The 18,042-nt window shown below is 57.3% G+C and carries 14 protein-coding genes; 6 read left to right on the top strand and 8 right to left on the bottom strand.

Going from position 1 to position 18,042, the window contains the following annotated elements; translation table 11 throughout:
• Positions 1–86 precede the first annotated feature (86 nt).
• The gene (locus EL361_RS13025) at positions 87–686 is read left to right on the top strand and encodes an IMP cyclohydrolase (protein WP_126380225.1); all 600 of its coding nucleotides are present in this window, start codon (positions 87–89) and stop codon (positions 684–686) included.
• A gap of 434 nt (positions 687–1,120) precedes the next feature.
• On the top strand, positions 1,121–2,728 hold the full coding sequence (gene hflX / locus EL361_RS13020) for a GTPase HflX (RefSeq protein WP_126380223.1): 1,608 nt from the start codon (positions 1,121–1,123) through the stop codon (positions 2,726–2,728).
• 418 nt (positions 2,729–3,146) lie between these two features.
• Here hflX and plsY read toward each other — a convergent pair whose 3' ends face one another.
• From plsY to EL361_RS13005, 3 genes are all read right to left on the bottom strand, one after another.
• Entirely contained in the window at positions 3,147–3,746 is a 600-nt protein-coding gene (plsY, locus tag EL361_RS13015) for a glycerol-3-phosphate 1-O-acyltransferase PlsY (RefSeq protein ID WP_126380221.1), read from the bottom strand.
• Between the two features lie 333 nt (positions 3,747–4,079).
• Entirely contained in the window at positions 4,080–6,125 is a 2,046-nt protein-coding gene (locus EL361_RS13010; protein ID WP_126380219.1) for a ribonuclease catalytic domain-containing protein, read from the bottom strand.
• A gap of 148 nt (positions 6,126–6,273) precedes the next feature.
• Complete coding sequence (locus EL361_RS13005) at positions 6,274–7,548, bottom strand: IMP cyclohydrolase (RefSeq protein ID WP_126380217.1); 1,275 nt, start codon at positions 7,546–7,548, stop codon at positions 6,274–6,276.
• 135 nt (positions 7,549–7,683) lie between these two features.
• On the opposite strand from EL361_RS13005, the gene EL361_RS13000 reads away from it, so the two are divergent.
• Complete coding sequence (locus EL361_RS13000) at positions 7,684–8,046, top strand: hypothetical protein (protein WP_232034782.1); 363 nt, start codon at positions 7,684–7,686, stop codon at positions 8,044–8,046.
• On the opposite strand, the gene EL361_RS12995 is transcribed toward EL361_RS13000, so the two are convergent.
• Positions 7,963–9,402, bottom strand: a complete 1,440-nt coding sequence (locus EL361_RS12995) for an MltF family protein (protein WP_172961751.1) — start codon at positions 9,400–9,402, stop codon at positions 7,963–7,965. The two genes, EL361_RS13000 and EL361_RS12995, sit on opposite strands and share 84 nt — an antisense overlap.
• A gap of 154 nt (positions 9,403–9,556) precedes the next feature.
• Here EL361_RS12995 and EL361_RS12990 point away from each other — a divergent pair, with 154 nt between their 5' ends.
• From EL361_RS12990 to EL361_RS12980, 3 genes are all read left to right on the top strand, one after another.
• Entirely contained in the window at positions 9,557–10,837 is a 1,281-nt protein-coding gene (locus tag EL361_RS12990; RefSeq protein ID WP_126380213.1) for an adenylosuccinate synthase, read from the top strand.
• 325 nt (positions 10,838–11,162) lie between these two features.
• Positions 11,163–12,173, top strand: coding sequence for an NAD-dependent 4,6-dehydratase LegB (locus EL361_RS12985; RefSeq protein WP_126380211.1), 1,011 nt, complete (start codon positions 11,163–11,165; stop codon positions 12,171–12,173).
• Positions 12,166–13,362, top strand: a complete 1,197-nt coding sequence (locus EL361_RS12980) for a LegC family aminotransferase (RefSeq protein ID WP_126380209.1) — start codon at positions 12,166–12,168, stop codon at positions 13,360–13,362. Before EL361_RS12985 ends, EL361_RS12980 begins: the two co-directional genes overlap by 8 nt.
• A 29-nt stretch (positions 13,363–13,391) precedes the next feature.
• Here EL361_RS12980 and EL361_RS12975 read toward each other — a convergent pair whose 3' ends face one another.
• The 4 genes from EL361_RS12975 to EL361_RS12960 are packed head-to-tail and all read right to left on the bottom strand — an operon-like array spanning position 13,392 to position 18,042.
• Positions 13,392–14,456 (bottom strand): GNAT family N-acetyltransferase, encoded by a 1,065-nt coding sequence (locus EL361_RS12975; protein ID WP_126380207.1) that lies wholly within the window; start codon positions 14,454–14,456, stop codon positions 13,392–13,394.
• Positions 14,453–15,478 (bottom strand): N-acetylneuraminate synthase, encoded by a 1,026-nt coding sequence (gene neuB, locus EL361_RS12970; protein WP_126380205.1) that lies wholly within the window; start codon positions 15,476–15,478, stop codon positions 14,453–14,455. Before neuB ends, EL361_RS12975 begins: the two co-directional genes overlap by 4 nt.
• Positions 15,478–16,644, bottom strand: coding sequence for a UDP-N-acetylglucosamine 2-epimerase (neuC, locus tag EL361_RS12965; RefSeq protein WP_126380203.1), 1,167 nt, complete (start codon positions 16,642–16,644; stop codon positions 15,478–15,480). The genes neuB and neuC overlap by 1 nt, the downstream gene beginning before the upstream one ends.
• On the bottom strand, positions 16,645–18,042 hold the full coding sequence (locus tag EL361_RS12960; protein ID WP_126380201.1) for a phenylacetate--CoA ligase family protein: 1,398 nt from the start codon (positions 18,040–18,042) through the stop codon (positions 16,645–16,647).

Here is an 18,042-nt window from a genome sequence, read left to right as displayed (position 1 = left end):
CCAGGATGAGGTGGAGCAGTGCGCTCGCTCCTTGCCAGTCACGCACATATTTGGCATCACCTCGGAAAACACAGCGAGGTGAATGCATGGATCTTCTGCCCATTCGGCGCGCCATCCTGAGCGTGACCGACAAGACCGGGTTGGAGGACTTCGCCCGTTTTCTGACAGAAAACGGGGTTGAACTCTTTTCCACCGGCGGAACCCGGAAAATGCTGCTTGATGCGGGCTTGCCCGTGGCTTCTGTCAGCGACGTGACCGGTTTTCCTGAAATCATGAATGGCAGGGTCAAGACCCTCCATCCCCATATCCATGCCGGCGTTCTGGCCGACAAGGACAACCCCGAGCACATGGACACCCTGTCCGAATTGGGCTTGGCGCCTTTCGATCTGATCTGCGTCAATCTCTACGATTTCGCTCGTGCCGCCTCCCAGGGCCTGGACCTGAAGGCCGCCGTGGAGCAGATCGATATCGGCGGCCCCACCATGCTGCGCGCCGCAGCCAAGAACTTCCACTCCATCCTTGTGGCACCCGGCGTCGAGCACTACGACCGCATCATCGACGATCTGAAGGCCAACGACATGAAGGTCTCCCTGCCCCTGCGCAAGGACATGGCCTGCGAGACGTTTGCCAAGACCTCGGAATATGACGCGATGATTACCAGCTACTTGGGCAGTAAAAACGCGTAGGAATCCGTTGAAATTCCCCCGCGGGCTGTGTTGCTGCGAAGTTTTCAATCTCTCACATAGGTCGACTATGCATCGAGTTTGAAAACTTCTGGTGCCTGGCCCGCGTGGTTTTTGAACGGCTTCCGGTTCAGACTCACTTGATCGAAATATAACTTTTGAGTTGCCTCCGGTATTGCCTCACGTAATAGGGTGCTTAAAGCTAGAGGTGATCGGTGTTCTTGCCTTTTTGAGAGCCTGGCGCATCGGAATGCGATCAAAAAATCCGAGGGCCAGTAGCAAGACAAAATCAAGCTCGATGCATATAGAATTCATATGTGAGAGGTTGATTTTGTCGTAGCAACGAACCCAACGAGGAATTTTCAACGCCCCAGCTAAAGGAGCACCCCATAGCAAACAAAGTACAGGGCAACACCCAGGGCCTGAAACCCAGCCAGATGAAACAGCTCTCGCGGCTCTACAACCGCCAGTACCCGACCCATGGCGGCATGGCGAGCGAGCAGGCGCGCGAGTTGGGTATGCTTTCGGCTGGCATGGGCCGTCAGATCGGCCTGCTCATCGATCGCAAGGGCAAGCCCGACATGGTCATGGTGGGTGACGCGCGCGGTATCTATATTCCCGAGTTGACTCGTACGCGTCGCTTTGCAGGTCGTTTGCGCGGCCTCAGGCTGCTGCACACCCACTTGTCCGACGAAGCCCTGTCCCAGGAAGACCTGATGGACATGGTCTTTTTGCGCCTGGACGGGATCATGGCTCTGACCGTGGACGGTTTTGGTCAGCCCGGGAACGTCTATTACGCGCATCTGCTGCCCCCGAATCCGGATGGGGGATTATACGATATTACAGGTCCGGTGCCCTGGCATCGGGTGGACGTGGACTTTGCGGCTCAGGTCGAGGCTCTGGAAGAGGAGCTGGCCCGTGTGGGCACCACTCTGGCGGCCGATGGCGCGGCCATGGGCGAGACCGAACGGGCGATTCTGGTCAGCGTGGATACGACTTCCCGGGAGTTGCAGGAAATCTCCGTGGAGGAATTGGCTGAATTGGCCAAGACCGCTGGGTTGGAAAACGGTGGCACCGTGATCCAGCGCGTGCGCAAGACCAACCCCAAGACCATCATGGGCAAAGGCAAGCTGGCGGAGCTGGAGGTGCGTGCCCTCCAGGAAAACGCGGGTGTGATTCTGTTCGACCAGGAGCTGACTCCCTCGCAGATGCGCAACCTGGCCAATATCACCGAGCGCAAGATTCTGGACCGGACCCAGCTGATTCTGGACATCTTTGCCCAGCACGCCACCACGCGCTCAGGCAAGCTGCAAGTGGAGATGGCCCAGCTGCAATACACACTGCCGCGCCTGGCGGGCACCGGACGTGCCTTGTCGCGCCTGATGGGTGGCATTGGTGGCCGCGGACCGGGTGAGACCAAGCTGGAGACCGACCGCCGCCGTGTGCGTGAGCGCATCACTCGCATCAAGAAAGAGCTGGGCGACTTGCGCAAGCGTCGCAAGGCCACGCGCCTGCGTCGGGCCAAGGCAGGTCTGCCCGTGGCTGCGCTGGTGGGCTATACCAACGCGGGCAAGTCCACACTGCTCAATACCCTGACCGAATCCAAGGTCCTGGCCGAGAACAAGCTCTTTGCCACCCTGGACCCCACCACCCGCCGCCTGCGCTTCCCTCTGGAACGCGAGTTGATCCTCACAGACACCGTGGGGTTCATCCGCCAATTGCCAGATGAGTTGAAGGAAGCCTTTCGCGCAACTCTGGAGGAGCTGGAAGTAGCGGACCTGCTGATTCAGGTGGCCGATGCCGGGCATCCCGAGTTGGAGACTCACATCAAGGCCGTGGACGACATCCTCCTGGACATGAAACTGCATGAGATTCCGCGTCTGCTGGTGCTCAACAAATGGGACAGACTGGACGCCGGGCAGCGCGAGCTGTTGCGCAACCAGTACCCCGAAGCGGTGTCGATCTGCGCATTGAATCGCAAATCCCTGCGTGAGTTGGCTGATGCCATTTGTGTTCGAGCCTTCCCCGGAGTTGATGTGGGGTAGCCGGAGGCGGCTGTTGAAATCACGCCATCTGCTGCGTTAAGTGAATTGTTAGCGAGCTGCGAGCTTACAAGACCTTATGCCCTAGGTATGCTTCAAACCCGGCAAACTCTCACGTATGTTCAGATACAGCGCTGCTCTCTCATCCCGTAAGTCTCGAAGACTCGCCGACGGTCTGAGGCCGTCGAGCTTGCCGGGTTTTTGCGCCTAACATCTGACGTCATTTGAACAGCCATGAGGTGAGGTGTCTTTTTATTTGAAGTGATGACAAATGAGATGGTTTTCCTCGGGCAGTTCCAAAGTGTGCGAGGGCCAGACGCAAGAAAAAGCCAAGCCCGAAGTGTACAGAATGGTACATGAGGGTTTGGCTTTTTTCGCAGCAACGTCGCCATCGCGTGCTTTGGGGCTGCCCTGAGTGTGATCAGCCGTCGGTATATTTATTTTTGAGGAATGATTTTTCCTCGCCCCTGGCCAGTCGCTCGATGTTCTCGCGGTGCCGCCAGAAGACAAGGGCCATGACCACCAGCGCCATCAGGCAGTAGGTGATATTGCCGGTCACGAGCATCAGGATGGGCAGGGCGGTGACCAGGGTCAGGGACCCCAGGGAGACATAGCCCGACTTGGCAATGACTGCGATGCACAATGCCGCCGCAATGATGGCGGAAATCGGGGCCAGGGCCAGGAAGACACCCACGGTGGTGGCCACGGCCTTGCCGCCCTTGCCGTACAGGAACACCGAGTAACAGTGGCCCAGAATGGCCGCCAGTCCGGTCAGGGACAGGAACAGCGAGGAGTCGGAAAAGGTCAGGGCAATGGCTGTGGGAATGAAGCCCTTGGCCAGATCCAGAACCAGGGCCAGTACGCCGTATTTGAAGCCGCACAGCCGGGCCACGTTGGTGGCACCGGTGTTTTTGCTGCCGGCGGTGCGCGGGTCAATGCCGCAAAAAATCTTGCCGACCACCAATCCGAAGGGCACCGCACCCAGAAGGTAGGCCATTGCGAGCCAAGCTAGTGAAGCCATGTGACATCTCCTTCTCTCTCAGGCTGTTGAAAATCAGCCGTCTGCTTTGTTTCATCGTAGAAATCAAATCCTTGTGGATGCTCTTGATACACGTCGGCTTTGATTCCTCCTCGCGCCTCGCATCCAACCGTTTTTGAACAGCCTTGTGACGAGTTTGCTTTTCGCAATGCGGGAGCGGTGATTAGTATATTAAGCGTATAAAATCTAATGAATTAGGTGTGCTTCGCTTGTTTTTGAATAGCCTTTGCCGGCGCCGTTGCTGCTGGTACCTGATCTAACAGCCACGGGATTGCTGCGCAACTTTGGGCTGCGGGTGCTCTAGCGTTTGCCCGCTTATTCTTCCAGTGCTTCCACGACCCGGATTTCGTTGGTCAGTGGGTTGACCTTGTTCAGGCGCACGGCAAAGCGCTGGCCTGGGTAGATCTTGTCGCCCAGCAGGTTGCGCGGGCAGCGCACGTACATCTGCTCCTTGGGCATGGCCAGAATCACCAGCTGTCCGTCTTCCACCACGGTGGTGGAGAACATCTCCTTCTTGCGCTGTTTGAAGTGCACCAGCTTCCAGTAGCGGGGTCGGAAACGCTGGATGCGTCCTGCGGCCTCGGTGCGGGCAGTGATGTGCGGCAGCATGAGCAGCAGTTCCTCGCGGTCCCAGCGGGGGGTATCGTCGTGCTCCAGGGCGTGCAGCACCTGGGTCAGGTTCATCAGGTCCGCATAGCGCCGGATGGGCGAGGTCAGCGGGGCATAGGCCTTGGCTCCGATGGTGGCGTGCAGGCGCGGGGTCAACTCCTGGGTCGTGGGAGCCATCATGCGCACGATGCGATGGGCATCCTCGGGCGTGTCCCAGACTCCGGCGGCATCACCGGGCAGGGTGATGTCCTGAGTGCGGAAGAGCATGGGGATGCCCCTGTCCGCAGCCCACTGGCCGATGCTGGAGTTGGCCAGGATCATGAATTCGCTGACCGTGGCCTGAGCCCTGTCGTAGCGGGGAGAGTCCTCGATCAAGACGCGGGTCTCTGCCCCCTCGCCTTCCAGGGTGATAGTGGGGTCAGGCCTGTCCACGACCACGGCGCCATTGTCGATGCGACGCTGTCTGAGCTTGGCCCCCAATTCGGCCGCAAGGGTCAGGCAAGGGTCACAGTCCGGTGTGTCCAGGGCCTCTTCCATGGCCTGATAGGTAGAATTCTGTTCGATGCGCACCCAGGTGCAGCGTGGCTCCATGGAAAGCATGTTGCCGTTCTCATCCAGGTTGCAGTCCAGCACCAGCGCGGGCTTGGGCTGCTGCTGATAGAGACTGAACAGGCCGATGCCGTAGCGTTCGGGCATCATGTGGCTGGCACCCTCGGGCAGGTACACGGAGCTTGCGCGTTCGCGCACGGCGCGGTCCAGAGGGGAGCCGAACTCCCAGCCCAGGGCCGGGCAGGCCAGGGCCACTTGCAGGCGGTAGCCGTTGTCCGGGCCGGATTGCACGTGAAAGGCGTCGTCGATATCGTGGGTGGAGGCCGAGTCGATGCTGATAAAGGGAGTCTCTTCTGGCTCCTGAGCTAGTGCGGCCAGCCCTTTTTCCAATTCATCCATCTCGGCGTCGAATTCACGGGCCCAGTCATCGCCCCAATCGTAGCCTTCCTGCAACAGCTGCATATTGAAATGTTCGGGAATCACGCCCCAGGTCTGGCCCAGGAACATGGGCAACTGTGGCAGGTCGGGCAGGCCCTTGCGTACAGTGTTCCAGATGGTCAGTTCCGGGGAACCGGAGGTGTCGGCCATGGCAGCAATGAGGATGGCATGCAGAGTCTCCGCCATGCCTTCGGGCGGTTCGGGGGCACTGCGGCCCTTACTGCGGGCTTCCCACAGGGCGTGGAAAAACTGCTGGGCGGCGGTGACAATGTGTTCGCGCTGACGCCGGGTCTCTTCCTCCACGCGGCGGCTCTCCACCTTTTGAGCGGGATAGACTTCGAATTCGGGGGGGTGGAATTTGAAGTGGGTCTTCTGCTCCAGCATGCGGCGGCCCATGGCTGCGATGTGGTCGGCATCGGGCTCGTTCCAGGTCAGGCCCGTGAACCAGGTGATGGAGGCGCGGTCCACATCGCCCTGAGCCAGTTCCCAGATTTCCTCGGGGTCCACTTGTGAGGCCAGTTCCTCGCGCCGGGACTCGTGGTCCTCGAGGATATGCGCGATCTCCTCGCGCGAAGCCTCTGCCGGGTGTGCCGGCCCGGGCCACGGCAGGATGCGTCCGGCCGGGAGTTTCATTTCCCGCCGGTTGATGGTCAGGACGCGCAAGCGCCCGGACTGTTCTTCAAGGACCCAGGCTACATTGGGCTTGTTGCCGTGGAGGAATTCCACAATGCAGCCCGGACCCGGATAACGCACGAGGGTACTCATGGATGAGTTGCCTGCCCTTTGCCGGGAATCTGGAGCCCGGCGTTCTGGCCGCCAGTGTAGCAGCCTGCAAAGTCGAGAGAAAGCCCTTCCTGCCGACGGGCGGCCGGAAGGGCTGGAATAGTGTCTGTCCGGCCCCGCCGGTGGTTGGCTAGTGCTTGAATGAACGCTGGCCCGTGAAGACCATGGCCACCTGAGGCTGAGCCTCGTTGACAGCGGTGATGACCTCCCAGTCGCGGATGGAGCCGCCGGGCTGGGCAATGGCGGTCACACCCTGAGCCACGACCACGTCCACCCCGTCGCGGAAGGGGAAGAAGCCGTCGGAGACCAGTACGGTACCCGGCAGGCCGCCACGCGCCTCTTCGGTGCGTTTCTGGATGTCTGCCAGCTTGGCTGCGGCCTCGTCGTCGGCCTTGGCCTTCAACTGCAATTCATAGATGGAAATGCCCAGTTCGTCGAAGCACAGAATATCGGAATATTTGGTGTAGCATTTGTGGATGGTCAGTTCGGCGCAACCCACGCGGTCCTGCTCGCCGGTGCCGATGGCCACGGTAGCTCCGTCCCGCACGAAGATGACGGAGTTGGACGTCACGCCCGCCTCGATGGCCCACGCAAACAGCAGATCCTCGGCTTCCTGAGCCGTGGGCTGGCGCGCTACGAAATCGGAGCCGTCTTTCTGGGCCGCTGCCGGGATGAAGTCGTCCACGGACAGGATGCGGTTGCGGAACGAAAGCTGAAGCACCATGCCGCCGTCGGACAAGGACTTGATATCCAGGAAGGGCTGGCCCACCAGGGTGTCCAACTCGGCCAGTCCGGGAATCTGGAGAATACGCAGGTTCTTGCGTTTCTTCAGGGTCTCCAGGCTGCTGCCTTCAAAGGCCGGGGCTGCCACCACTTCAAAATAGGAGGAGTTGATGATCTCGGCTGTGGCGTCGTCGATGGGGCGGTTGACCACCACGGTGCCACCAAAGGCCGCGATGCGGTCGGCTTTCCAGGCCCGTTCCAGGGCCACGGCTACGCCTTCGTCGGTCCAGGCGGCGCCACTGGGATTGTTGTGCTTCAGGATGATGGCGGCGGGTTTGGCCGTCAGGTACTGGAGCATGTTCAGCCCATTGTCCACATCGGTCAGATTGATCTTGCCGGGGTGCTTGCCGGCCTGGAGCATGTTTTCTTCGGTCAGCGAGGAGACCAGACCCTGGCCCGGGCCGCGGAACTCAACCCCTTCAAGGGTCAGGCCGCCGCCTGTGAGTTCGAATAAAGCGGCTGGCTGGTCCGGGTTTTCGCCGTATCTGATGCCCTTTTCTTCGCCGTCGATGGTCCAGGTGCGTTTCTTGAAAGTCAGCTCCTGATCACCGATGCGCAGGGAAAGTTCTCCGGGAAAGGGATCATGCAGCAGGGTCTTGTACATTTTCTTTAAGTCGCTCATGGCGGGTCTCCTCGTCGATTTACGTGCCGGGAAAGTGCTGATACCATACCGCTGTCCGGGGGGCAATCAAGCCCCATGTGCCAAACTTGGCCCCGGACCCAAGACGCAACAACACCATATTTCTGAGAGGATACTGTGGAGAAGGCGCTAGAAAAACTGGCCCGCCAATTGATGGCGTTCGACGAGGCGTCCCTGACGTCCATGTGGGAAAAGTACGCCGCCATCGTGCAGAATTTCGAGCCCACCAAGCGTTGGGAAGAGGCCGTGGTCACCTTTGGCCTCATACAGTCCATCCGTTGGAAGAATCAGCTCTTCAACTACCATTGGAAACAGTCCAGCAGCCCCGAAGACCTGCCGGACCAGATGCCGATTATAGGATCGAAATCACCGTTCGAGAAACGGCCGGAACCGGAATCAGAGAACGGAGCCGCTGGAGGCGCTGACAAGCGCGGTAAGCTCCTGCGCTTCCGGTCGCGAGAGGATGACGAGTCCGTGTAGGATATAATGGTAGTAGCGGATGCGCTCCACGTAGTGCACCACTTCATAGCCCTTGGTGTAGCCGTATCTGGAGTCCTTGTAATAACGCTCGTAGCACAGCTTGGGGAACACCGTTTTCAACTCGCGCCATGACTTGCCAGTGCCACCCAGGCGTTTGGCAAGGTCGGTGGCGTCGCGCAGGTGCCCGGGGCCACGGTTGTAGCTTGCCAGGGCGAACAGCCAGCGAGTGTCCGTATCCAGCCCCATGTCGTCCAGCCCGTTGTACAGGCGTTGGAGATAACGGCTGCCGCCGCTGATGCTCTCGAAGGGGTCCATGCGGTTCACGCCCAGGGTCCTGGCCGTGGCTGTGGTGATCTGCATCAGCCCGCGCACACCGGTCTTGGACCGGGCAGCGGACTCGAAGCGGGACTCCTGATAGATGACCGCCACCAGCAGCAGCGGGTCCACCCCTGTGCGTTCCGCGGCCTTCAGGATGGCCTTGCGGTAGCGGGGCAGCTTTTCTTCCACGGTCTTGATCAGGTGATAGAGTTCGAAATAATCGGTCTCTTCAGGCAGGAAACCGAAATATTTGTCATAGAGGTTTGCCAACTGGCCATTGGCCTGAATCTCCGTCCAGAAGTGCTGCAGGGACCCGGCAAGGATGGAGGAGCGTTCGCTCCAGTACCAGCGGTAGTCCAGTTCCCTGTCCAGGGTCTTGGCGGCCTTGATCTTGCGATAGAAGGGCTGCCAGAGGGCGAAGCGACGTTCGTCCACCAGGGCAAAGCGCGCCTGATTGCGGCTCAGGGTGTCCAGCAGCGGGGTCATGCTCATGTCGGCGCTGGAGACGGTGCGTGAGGTGCAGTCCAGTTCATCGGCTTTCTGGCGCAGGCTGTCGGTCATGCCGGTATCGGCCGTGACCAGCACGGGGCGATCAAAGATGTCGCAGTCCTTGCTGACGCCCAGGCGCTTGTTGTTATGCACCAGCACCGGGCGGGTGCGGGCATAGGACGGGCCTGCGGTGACCTTGACTTCCAGGGATGTCGGAGGCTCGGTGCCCAGGCCGATGACGATATCGGCGCGGCCCTTGCGAACCTGTTCCCAGGCCTCGGCCCAGTTTTTGGTTCGAATCCAGGTCCAGCGCAGATTGTTCTGGTTACAGAATTTATCAAGCAGCTCTTTTTCGAAGCCGATGCCGTGGGGGGTCAGTTCGCCAGCAAGCCACTCATTCTCGGGAGCGGCAACGCGCAGCACGGGGTCACCGGCAAAGTGGCCTGCCTGCAATTGCATGACGAAGACCAGTTCGACCAGCACCAGCAGGGAGACGGTCAGAACGACCAGCTCCCAGGGTTTTGCGTATTTTTTCAGAATAGTTTCCATTGTCATGTGTGGGGCAAAGCAAGACCCGGGCCAAAGAGCTCGGTAAAAGATTATTGACTTTGCCGGAACCGTTTTTTAGATAAGGATGCCTTTTGCCGCGCGTTTGAGCGGCGGGCTCAATTTGGAACGATGTTCCTTACAGAAGGAGAGCGAAATGTCAAATACCGTCGTCATGGGTGCCCAATGGGGCGACGAGGGAAAGGGCAAGATTGTTGATATACTGACGGAACAGGCGGATATCATCGTCCGTTTCCAAGGTGGCAACAATGCCGGTCATACATTGGTGGTGGATGGCGAGCAGGTTATTCTGCATCTGATTCCTTCAGGAATTCTGCACGGTAACAAGCAGTGTTGCATCGGAAACGGTGTAGTTCTCGACCCTGTTGTTTTTCTTGAAGAGATCGATAAATTAGCCGCCAAAGGCATCAATGTCAGCCCCGGACGCCTGGTGGTGAGCAAGAAGACACACGTCATCATGCCCTATCACAGACTTCTGGATTCGGCTCGCGAAGCCTTCAAATCCAAGGCCGACAAGATTGGCACCACCGGGCGTGGCATCGGTCCCTGTTATGAGGACAAGATGGCCCGCGTGGGTGTTCGAGCCGGTGACCTGGCAGATCTCGATCTGCTGAAAGCCAAGATCGAACGCGCCCTGGTCGAGAAGAACACTCTTTTCGAAAAGCTGTATGGCGCCGAGCCGCTGACCGTGCAGGCCGTGTTCGACGAGATTCGCCCCGCAGCCGAGCGCTTGCAGGCCTATCTGGGCGACGTGGCGGGCATCACCGGCGAGACCATGGCTTCCGGCAAGAGTGTGTTGTTCGAAGGCGCTCAGGGAACGCACCTGGACATCGACCACGGGACTTATCCCTTTGTGACCTCTTCCAATACCGTATCCGGCAATGCGGCCAGCGGTAGCGGCTGCGCGCCCAATACGCTGGACAGCATCGTGGCCGTGGTCAAGGCCTACACCACTCGCGTGGGTGCTGGTCCTTTCCCCACCGAGCTGGAGGATGAGGCCGGACGCCACATGCAGAGCGTGGGTGCCGAATTCGGTGCCACCACCGGCCGTACGCGCCGCTGTGGTTGGCTGGACCTGGTCATCCTGCGCGAATCCGTGCGTCTGAATGGCCCCACTGGTATTGCCCTGACCAAGCTGGACGTGCTGGGCGGCCTGGCCGAGTTGAAGCTGTGTACCTCCTACAGGTACCGCGACGGCGCCATTGACTATCCTCCCCTGGAGGAGAATGGTCTGGCCTTTGTGGAGCCTGTGTACGAGACTTTGCCCGGTTGGAGCGAAGATATCAGCGGCATCGAGACCTGGGACGCCATGCCCGAGGCCGTGAAGAATTACGTGGCCCGCATCGAAGAGGTGCTGGGCGTGCCCGTGTCCATCGCTTCGGTGGGTCCGGACCGCAAGCAGACCATCATGCGCTAACGCGTGATTTCGATAGATAGTTGTGAAGGCCGCGGGGAGACTCGCGGCTTTTTTTATTGGGGTCGATGTGCGGTTTAGGGGAACGGCAGATCATGCGTGTCCACTGTTTCAGACATGTTCATATCGTGGTGGTTCCGTGACGGATGCAACCGTGACCGGTGGCAAAATGCTTTGATTAATTTGGAGGCATACAGTAGCCTTCCGCTATTATTGATAATGCTTGATTTGGTCTCCCATCGTCCTTTCCGAACAGGGATCGGTTGGAGTTTGAGGGTGTCCAGTCCACAGTGGTGATAGTCTTTTTCAAGCGGAACGGCGAGCAAAGATGAAGATTGAAGGATGGAAGGTTTTGGTTACCGGGGCAGGTGGATTCATCGGTTCACACCTTGCTGAGCATCTTGCTCGCATGGGGTGCCAAGTGCGTGCCTTTGTTCACTACAACTCCATGAATTCATACGGGTGGCTTGATCGTTTACCCAAGGATATCAAGGATTCGATGGAGATATTCTCCGGCGATATCCGTGACCCCAACGGAGTGCGTGAGGCCTGCAAGGGGTGTGATGCGGTGTTCCATTTGGCCGCGCTCATTGCTATCCCCTATTCATACCATTCTCCCGACACCTATGTGGATACCAATATTACGGGGACCCTGAACGTCCTTCAGGCCGTGCGTGATCTCGGTGTTGGGTTGATGATTCATACATCCACAAGCGAAGTGTACGGAACGGCGCAGTCGGTTCCCATTGATGAAGAGCACCCCCTGCAGGGGCAGTCGCCGTATTCGGCAACCAAGATTGGTGCGGATCAGATGGCTTTGTCCTTCTTCCGGTCATTTGAAACCCCGGTCGCAGTGGTCCGTCCGTTCAATACATTCGGGCCGCGCCAATCGGCTCGGGCCGTGATTCCCACAGTCATTTCACAGGTGCTCTCAGGCATGCGCAGGATCAGTTTGGGGGCCTTATCTCCCACTCGGGATTTCACGTTTGTCGAGGACACTGTCGAAGGGTTCGTTGCCGCTGCACAGTCCCCGGCCTGTCTTGGCGAGGTCGTGAATTTGGGCACTGGTTTTGAGCACTCCATAGGAGACACCGCTCGGCTGATTGGTGAAGTCTTGGAAAAGGACCTCGAGATTGTCAGGGATGAGCAGCGTATTCGACCGGAAAAAAGCGAGGTTGAACGGTTGCTTTCCAACAATGAGAAAATGCGTCGTTTGACAGGGTGGCAACCTCGTTATGTCGGTCTTGAGGGATTCAGGCATGGGCTGGACCTGACGGCCCGTTGGATTGCGGCACCGGAAAATCTTGGCCTGTACAAGGCGGATATTTATAATGTCTGAGGCTGAGATCGCGCGCGATTTTGTTCGTGTCTTGAAGTCCGTTCTTGGCGATGCACAGACGCAGGTGCCTCTGCACGCGCCGTTTTTCCCCGGCAAGGAGAAGGCCTATCTGCAGGATTGTCTGGATTCCACCTTCGTGTCTTCCGTCGGTCAGTATGTCGATCGTTTTGAACGTCTGATCGAGGAGTATACGGGAGCGCCCCATGCCGTGGCCGTCGTGAATGGCACCGCTGCTTTGCATGCGGCATTGGTGCTGGCGGGCGTCGGACCGGGTGATGAGGTGATTCTTCCTGCACTGACCTTCGTGGCCACAGCCAACGCCGTTTCCTATTGTGGCTCGGTTCCACATTTTGCAGATTCGGATCGGTTGACCCTGGGCCTTGATCCGCTCCGGCTGGGCAAGCACCTGGAAGCCGTTGTGGAGATGCGTGACGGACAGCCCTTCAACAGCGAGACGCAGCGGCGCATCGCGGCGGTTGTCCCGGTGCACGTGTTCGGGCATTCCGTCGACATGGACCTCCTGCTTGAGGTCTGCGGGAGCTATGGAATCCCCATTGTCGAGGATGCTGCCGAATCCTTGGGGACGTTCTACAAGGGGCGCCATACAGGCCGTCTGGGTCTGTTGGGGACGCTGAGTTTCAATGGCAACAAGATTATCACCACGGGCGGCGGGGGAGCCATCCTGACCGAGGATGCTGAGTTGGCCCGACGGGCCAGGCATCTGACTACCACGGCCAAGTTGCCCCATGCCTGGAAATACGAACACGACCAAGTGGGATTCAATTATCGTATGCCAAACATCAATGCAGCCCTTGGCTGCGGGCAGATGGAATCGCTGGAACAGTTCGTGAACAACAAGCGACGATTGGCTGAACGATATTGTCGGGCTTTCGGAGAAATCGAGGGCCTTGAATGCTATGTGGAGCCGGAGTTTTCAGAGTCGAACTACTGGCTGAATGCCGTACTTCTGAACAGGGCATCAGGGGACACCCTGAGCTCGGTCCGGGCGCTTCGGAATAAAATTATCGGTAGCTGTGCCGATGCTGGTTACATGCTCCGACCAGTATGGAATCTGCTCCCGACGCTGCCCATGTATCAGGACTGCCCGCGTATGAACCTGGACTGCGCCCAGAATCTGGAAGCACGGCTGCTGTGTCTGCCCAGTGGTCCGGGGCTGCTGGCTGACTAGGTTGGTATTTATTTGAGGTAAGGGTTCAGCTATTGATAGAGAAAATGCAGATGCCGTTGACCATGGCTTAAGGCCAGGGAAGGGTTTTGGACGAACCATTCCTGGCTGATGGATTGATAGCTTGCCGGATCAAAGATAATCCGCCCCGTGTGAAATTCTCCTGTGGCTCTTGAAAAACCGGCCTTGAATTTCAGCAATGGATCCTTGGTGCTGTTCGTTAAGCCTCCACCACAATTGACTGTTTTTACACCATTTTTGAGGCATGAAACGAAAAATTCATGGCGCAGAAGGTTTGCTGCTCCCAGTTTTTTCCCCTCAGCATTAGTCGCAGAGAGGTGGATTGAAGAGAAGCCCTCTGAATTGATCGTCAGCATGGCTCCGACGATATTGTCGTCATGCCTGGCGAGAAAGATTCGATGGTGTTTCTTGAGGCTGGTAAACAGGGATTGAAAATATTCGCCGTCGAATCGATAGAAGCTATCCGCCTTGAGATGGGCCATGGAAGCGCTGTAGAGTTGCTGCAGGACCTGCCTGCCAAGCTCGGTGTCCACTTGCTGTACTACAAGTCTTGAACGCATTGCCTTGCGTACCTTGTTCCGTGTTGATGATCGGTATCCTTGGATCAACTCTGTTTCGTTGTTGGGAACTTGGAGTAGGACAACCTGTCGCTCGAAGACCTTTGAGACAAACGTTGGTACCGGGTAGGATGCGTTGTCGAATGCCGGATCGTATCTGATGAAGCCAGCAACGATCCCTTGGGCTTTGGCTACCTTGCGGAGAGCTTCCCATGCTCGCATGTGGAAGGCCGGTTCATCAACACTGGCGAGTAGTCCCCCATATCCATAGGCAGTTTCGAGGCAATAGGCCGGCGAATCATGATAGCCTGCAGGAATGGGTTGCAGCAGATAGGGCATGAAGAAGACATCTGTGCCTTCTCGATACACAAAGGCATGACCACTGGTCTTTGCCTTGGCATACAGAGCGACATAGTCGGGATAGTAGTAGATATGCCCGCACAACCCCGCCCTGCAATCCTGAAGGGCCTTCATCCATTGTTTATGCTGTGTGGGTACCAGGACTCCCGCTTCACTCACTTGCGAATATCCTCCCAAGTGAGAACTTCGTCGGGTTGCAGCTCGCGATTGAGAGTGAATCCAACAAGTGTATCGATGTGGGCTGGGGAAATACCTGTGCCTGGTCGCTTGCAGGTCAGCATTTCTCTGGTCAGGGAATGGCCTTTTGGGATTGTATGGGCCGCCACGACACTGCGTCTGACACTTTGCCTGTTGCGTTCCTCGGCTGCTGTAGGCTGTTTGATGCCGTTCCCAAGAAGGAGCTCGGTGCAGCGGATGGAAGAGATGTAGGTTTTGAGCTCATCTGGCTCCATCGAAGCCTGATGATCCGGACCGCCACCTGCGCGACTCAGTGTAAAATGTTTCTCAATGACCTTGGCTCCCAGGGCAACGGCGGCAATGGCTGCAGCGCTGCCAATGGAATGATCCGAAAATCCGACGGGGACTTGGAAGGCTCTGGCCATGGTCTGCATGGCTCGCAGATTTATTTCGTCGAATGGGGCCGGGTACTCGGTGGTGCAGTGAAGCACCACGATGGGGGCCTTGGTCATTCCTCTCATGGCACTGAGCCCGGCTTCCACCTCGCCAAGGGTGCTTAGCCCCGTGGAGAAAATGATAGGTAGTTTTTGGGACGCGATGCTCTGCAGGAAGGGGATATTCGTGACTTCCGTGGAAGCGATTTTTATGGCTGGAACGTGGAGTTTGTCGACCAGGAAATTAAGACTTTTGTTGCCGTCTGGAGTGGAGAGAAAGAGCAGGCCTTTCTCCTCGCACCGTTGTTTCAGGGTGACGAAGGACTCAAAGGGCAGGGCAAGGCGGCAGGAAAGTTCGTATCGGGATTCGTCTTCAGGGCAGCCTGCCTTCATGTAGTCAGTCTTGAAGGCGTGCCTGCCAGTGCATTCTCCAGGCAGGAAGGTCTGGAATTTAACGGCGTCGGCCCCGGAATCTGCTGCGACATCAACAAGCTGAAGAGCTTTGGAGAGGTCTCCATCATGGTTGACGCCGGCTTCAGCTATGACAAAAACTTTATCTGAATCGAACATTATTTATCTTCTCCGGGAATTGAGAACTTTTTGGTCAATAACTGTTGTCTTGTTCGTTTCTCAAGTGTCGATTTCAGCGCGGAGACAATTGACGGGGATGCTTTGCCGTCTCCATAGGGTTTGCCGCAGGGTGATTTTCCGAGAGCCATGGCTTCTTGCATGGCCCGGAGGATTGAGGCGCTGTCCTGTGCGCAAGAAATGACATTGGAAGAGGCCAGTCTGCCTTTTTGTCGGTCTCCGACATTGACTGCGGGCAGATTGAACGTTGGCGCCTCAATCAGGGCGCTTGAGGAATTGCCGATCATGAAGTCTACATGGAGCAGGGCACTGACGAAGCGGGTTATGCCCAGTGTGGGGATGAGAACACTTCTGTCTCCATGGGCTGCGTCCAGTTTCTGGAAAGATTTGATGATGTATTCGCTCCCCGGGTCGCCGTTGGGATAGGTCAGGACGAGTTGCCCCTCGAATTGGCTGAGGGCTTCGATAAATTGGTTCGTATGCGCCTCTAGATTGAGTGGGTCGAGCGTGGCGGGATGATAGGCTACGAGCGCCGTGGGACGCGCAAGATCCAACCCCAGTTCTTTGCTCAGATCCTCTGTCGTTATCTTTGGTGTGCGCATGAGGCTGTCAATGGATGGGCTGCCCGTGATGAAGACTCTCCAAACCTCTTCTCCCATGTTTTTCAGGCGTTGCCCAAACATTTCGTTGGCGACAAAATGCAGATGCGAGGCTTTGGTGACCATGTGTCGGATTTGTTCATCCATGGCGCCTTCGGTTGTCTGACCACCGCCGATATGAGCCATGGGAATCGTCATGCAGGTACAGGCCGAAGCCACGGAAAGCAGCTCGAAACGGTCGCCCAGTACAAGAATGATATCCGGCTGAAGCCGGTTGAATGTCTCTGCGAGGGACAGGGTTCCCAACCCGACAGTTTTGGCCGTCCCCACCGATGTGGCGGAGGACACAAGCATGTCCACTTCGGCATCAACATGGAGGCCAGTCTCACGAATGGCATTGATGGTCAGGCCATATTCGGGCGAGAGGTGCATGTTTCCCGCAATGAGCTGTAGCTCAAGGCCTTCTGTCTTCTGGATTTCCAGACAAATCCAGTACAGGCGGTCGAAGTCTGACCTTGAACCGGTAAAGACGCATACTTTGCTGGCCATTTATACTCCGCTGAAAGTGCGAGAAAATTTTTGGATATCCAAATTCTGCTCCAGATAACGAAGTTTGCCAATGGCTGAGCGGGAGATGCCGTCCACATAGGTGACGTCCATCTCGAAAGTTTTTCCAAAAATAGGAAAAAGGTCGGTTTTGAGGCGTTGAGTCATGGCTTCGACGCTTTCGGCACAGTCTTGATCCCGGTGAACCTTGAACACCAGATGTCCCGCCCTGGTCTGGTGGACTTGAAATTCGGCGATGCCCCGCCAATCGAAGTCGTTATAGTTGAAAACTGCTGGAGCCAAAGGGACAAGACGCTCGTGTTTGTCCACGACATAATCCTGAAAACGTCCCTCCACGGCTTTCAACATGGGGTAGTGGCGCCCGCAGGTGCATTGCTTGTTCGTGAGCACACCGATATCACCTGTGCGGTACCTGACCATGGGGAACATTTTGTTGTTGAAGCCCGTGGTGACCATCTCTCCGCGTCCGCCTTCTCGCGAAACCGTGTGTCCCTCATCGTCAATCAGCTCGAGAATGCCAACTTGTGGAGGGAAGTGGAGGTTGTCCGAGTCCTTGCAGGCATGGCCAAAGACGCATCCCTCTGTATGACCATAGACGTTATAGAGTCTGGTCTTGAATGCCGATTCGATCACTTTGCGCTGGCCTAGGGTCAGGTACTCACCGTCGGCAAAAATGCTGACCAGCTTGGCGGAAACAGTCAGGCCAAGCTCAAGGATGTAGGATGCAAGAGGCAGGATTGCCGATGGGCGGGTGTGAATGTAATCTGGGCTGTAGGCATTGATCTTATCGACAAAAAGCGGGCTTGTCTCCTTGGAGAAGTGATAGCAGGACATGGTAAGCATTCGATCATTGGCCTGATGCCAAAAGTGTCCCTTGCTCAATTGCTCTTCTGGCACACGGTCGCCATAGAGGCGGATGGATCTGAAGTGGAAAATATCCAGATCCATTGTGCTCATGTAGTACTGTGTATTGGCCTTGTCCCGTGACAGGTGGTCAAGGTCCATGAAAATGGTCAAAGGCATGCCGGTGCTGCCGCCAGTGGATCGATGATAGAGGCGGTCCGCCTTCATGTAGTCAGGGATGAAGCGCTTGGGGTTCTCCTGCATTTCCTGTTTGGTGAGCAACGGCAGTTGCTTGAGGACGGAAAGGCTATCCGCGTCCTGCCAGGAGAAGCCCAGCGATCGGAATAGCTCCCGGTAGTGAGGGACATGACTGCTAACGAACCACAGCTGGTGCTGAAGCTGTTTCAACTGGAACTGATCAAGTTGTTCCTTGTTCCACCATTGAGAAGATTTGAGAAATTCAACACGCTCCGTAAAGAGTGGCGTGTTCAATGGGTTTGGCGCTTCTGTGGTGGGTAGATGTTCGTTGTGCGACAT

It is taken from the genome of Desulfovibrio ferrophilus, from assembly GCF_003966735.1.
Taxonomy (GTDB): domain Bacteria; phylum Desulfobacterota; class Desulfovibrionia; order Desulfovibrionales; family Desulfovibrionaceae; genus Desulfovibrio_Q; species Desulfovibrio_Q ferrophilus.
This window is presented reverse-complemented; position numbering and strand designations above follow the sequence as displayed.

Coding starts and splice junctions, on each gene's coding strand:
- EL361_RS12985 (WP_126380211.1), top strand. CDS start 11,163: ATGAAGATTGAAGGATGGAAGGTTTTGGTTACCGGGGCAGGTGGATTC.
- EL361_RS13005 (WP_126380217.1), bottom strand. CDS start 7,548: ATGAGCGACTTAAAGAAAATGTACAAGACCCTGCTGCATGATCCCTTT.
- EL361_RS13010 (WP_126380219.1), bottom strand. CDS start 6,125: ATGAGTACCCTCGTGCGTTATCCGGGTCCGGGCTGCATTGTGGAATTC.
- EL361_RS12995 (WP_172961751.1), bottom strand. CDS start 9,402: ATGGAAACTATTCTGAAAAAATACGCAAAACCCTGGGAGCTGGTCGTT.
- plsY (WP_126380221.1), bottom strand. CDS start 3,746: ATGGCTTCACTAGCTTGGCTCGCAATGGCCTACCTTCTGGGTGCGGTG.
- hflX (WP_126380223.1), top strand. CDS start 1,121: ATGAAACAGCTCTCGCGGCTCTACAACCGCCAGTACCCGACCCATGGC.
- EL361_RS12980 (WP_126380209.1), top strand. CDS start 12,166: ATGTCTGAGGCTGAGATCGCGCGCGATTTTGTTCGTGTCTTGAAGTCC.
- EL361_RS12990 (WP_126380213.1), top strand. CDS start 9,557: ATGTCAAATACCGTCGTCATGGGTGCCCAATGGGGCGACGAGGGAAAG.
- neuC (WP_126380203.1), bottom strand. CDS start 16,644: ATGGCCAGCAAAGTATGCGTCTTTACCGGTTCAAGGTCAGACTTCGAC.
- EL361_RS12960 (WP_126380201.1), bottom strand. CDS start 18,042: ATGTCGCACAACGAACATCTACCCACCACAGAAGCGCCAAACCCATTG.
- neuB (WP_126380205.1), bottom strand. CDS start 15,478: ATGTTCGATTCAGATAAAGTTTTTGTCATAGCTGAAGCCGGCGTCAAC.
- EL361_RS13025 (WP_126380225.1), top strand. CDS start 87: ATGGATCTTCTGCCCATTCGGCGCGCCATCCTGAGCGTGACCGACAAG.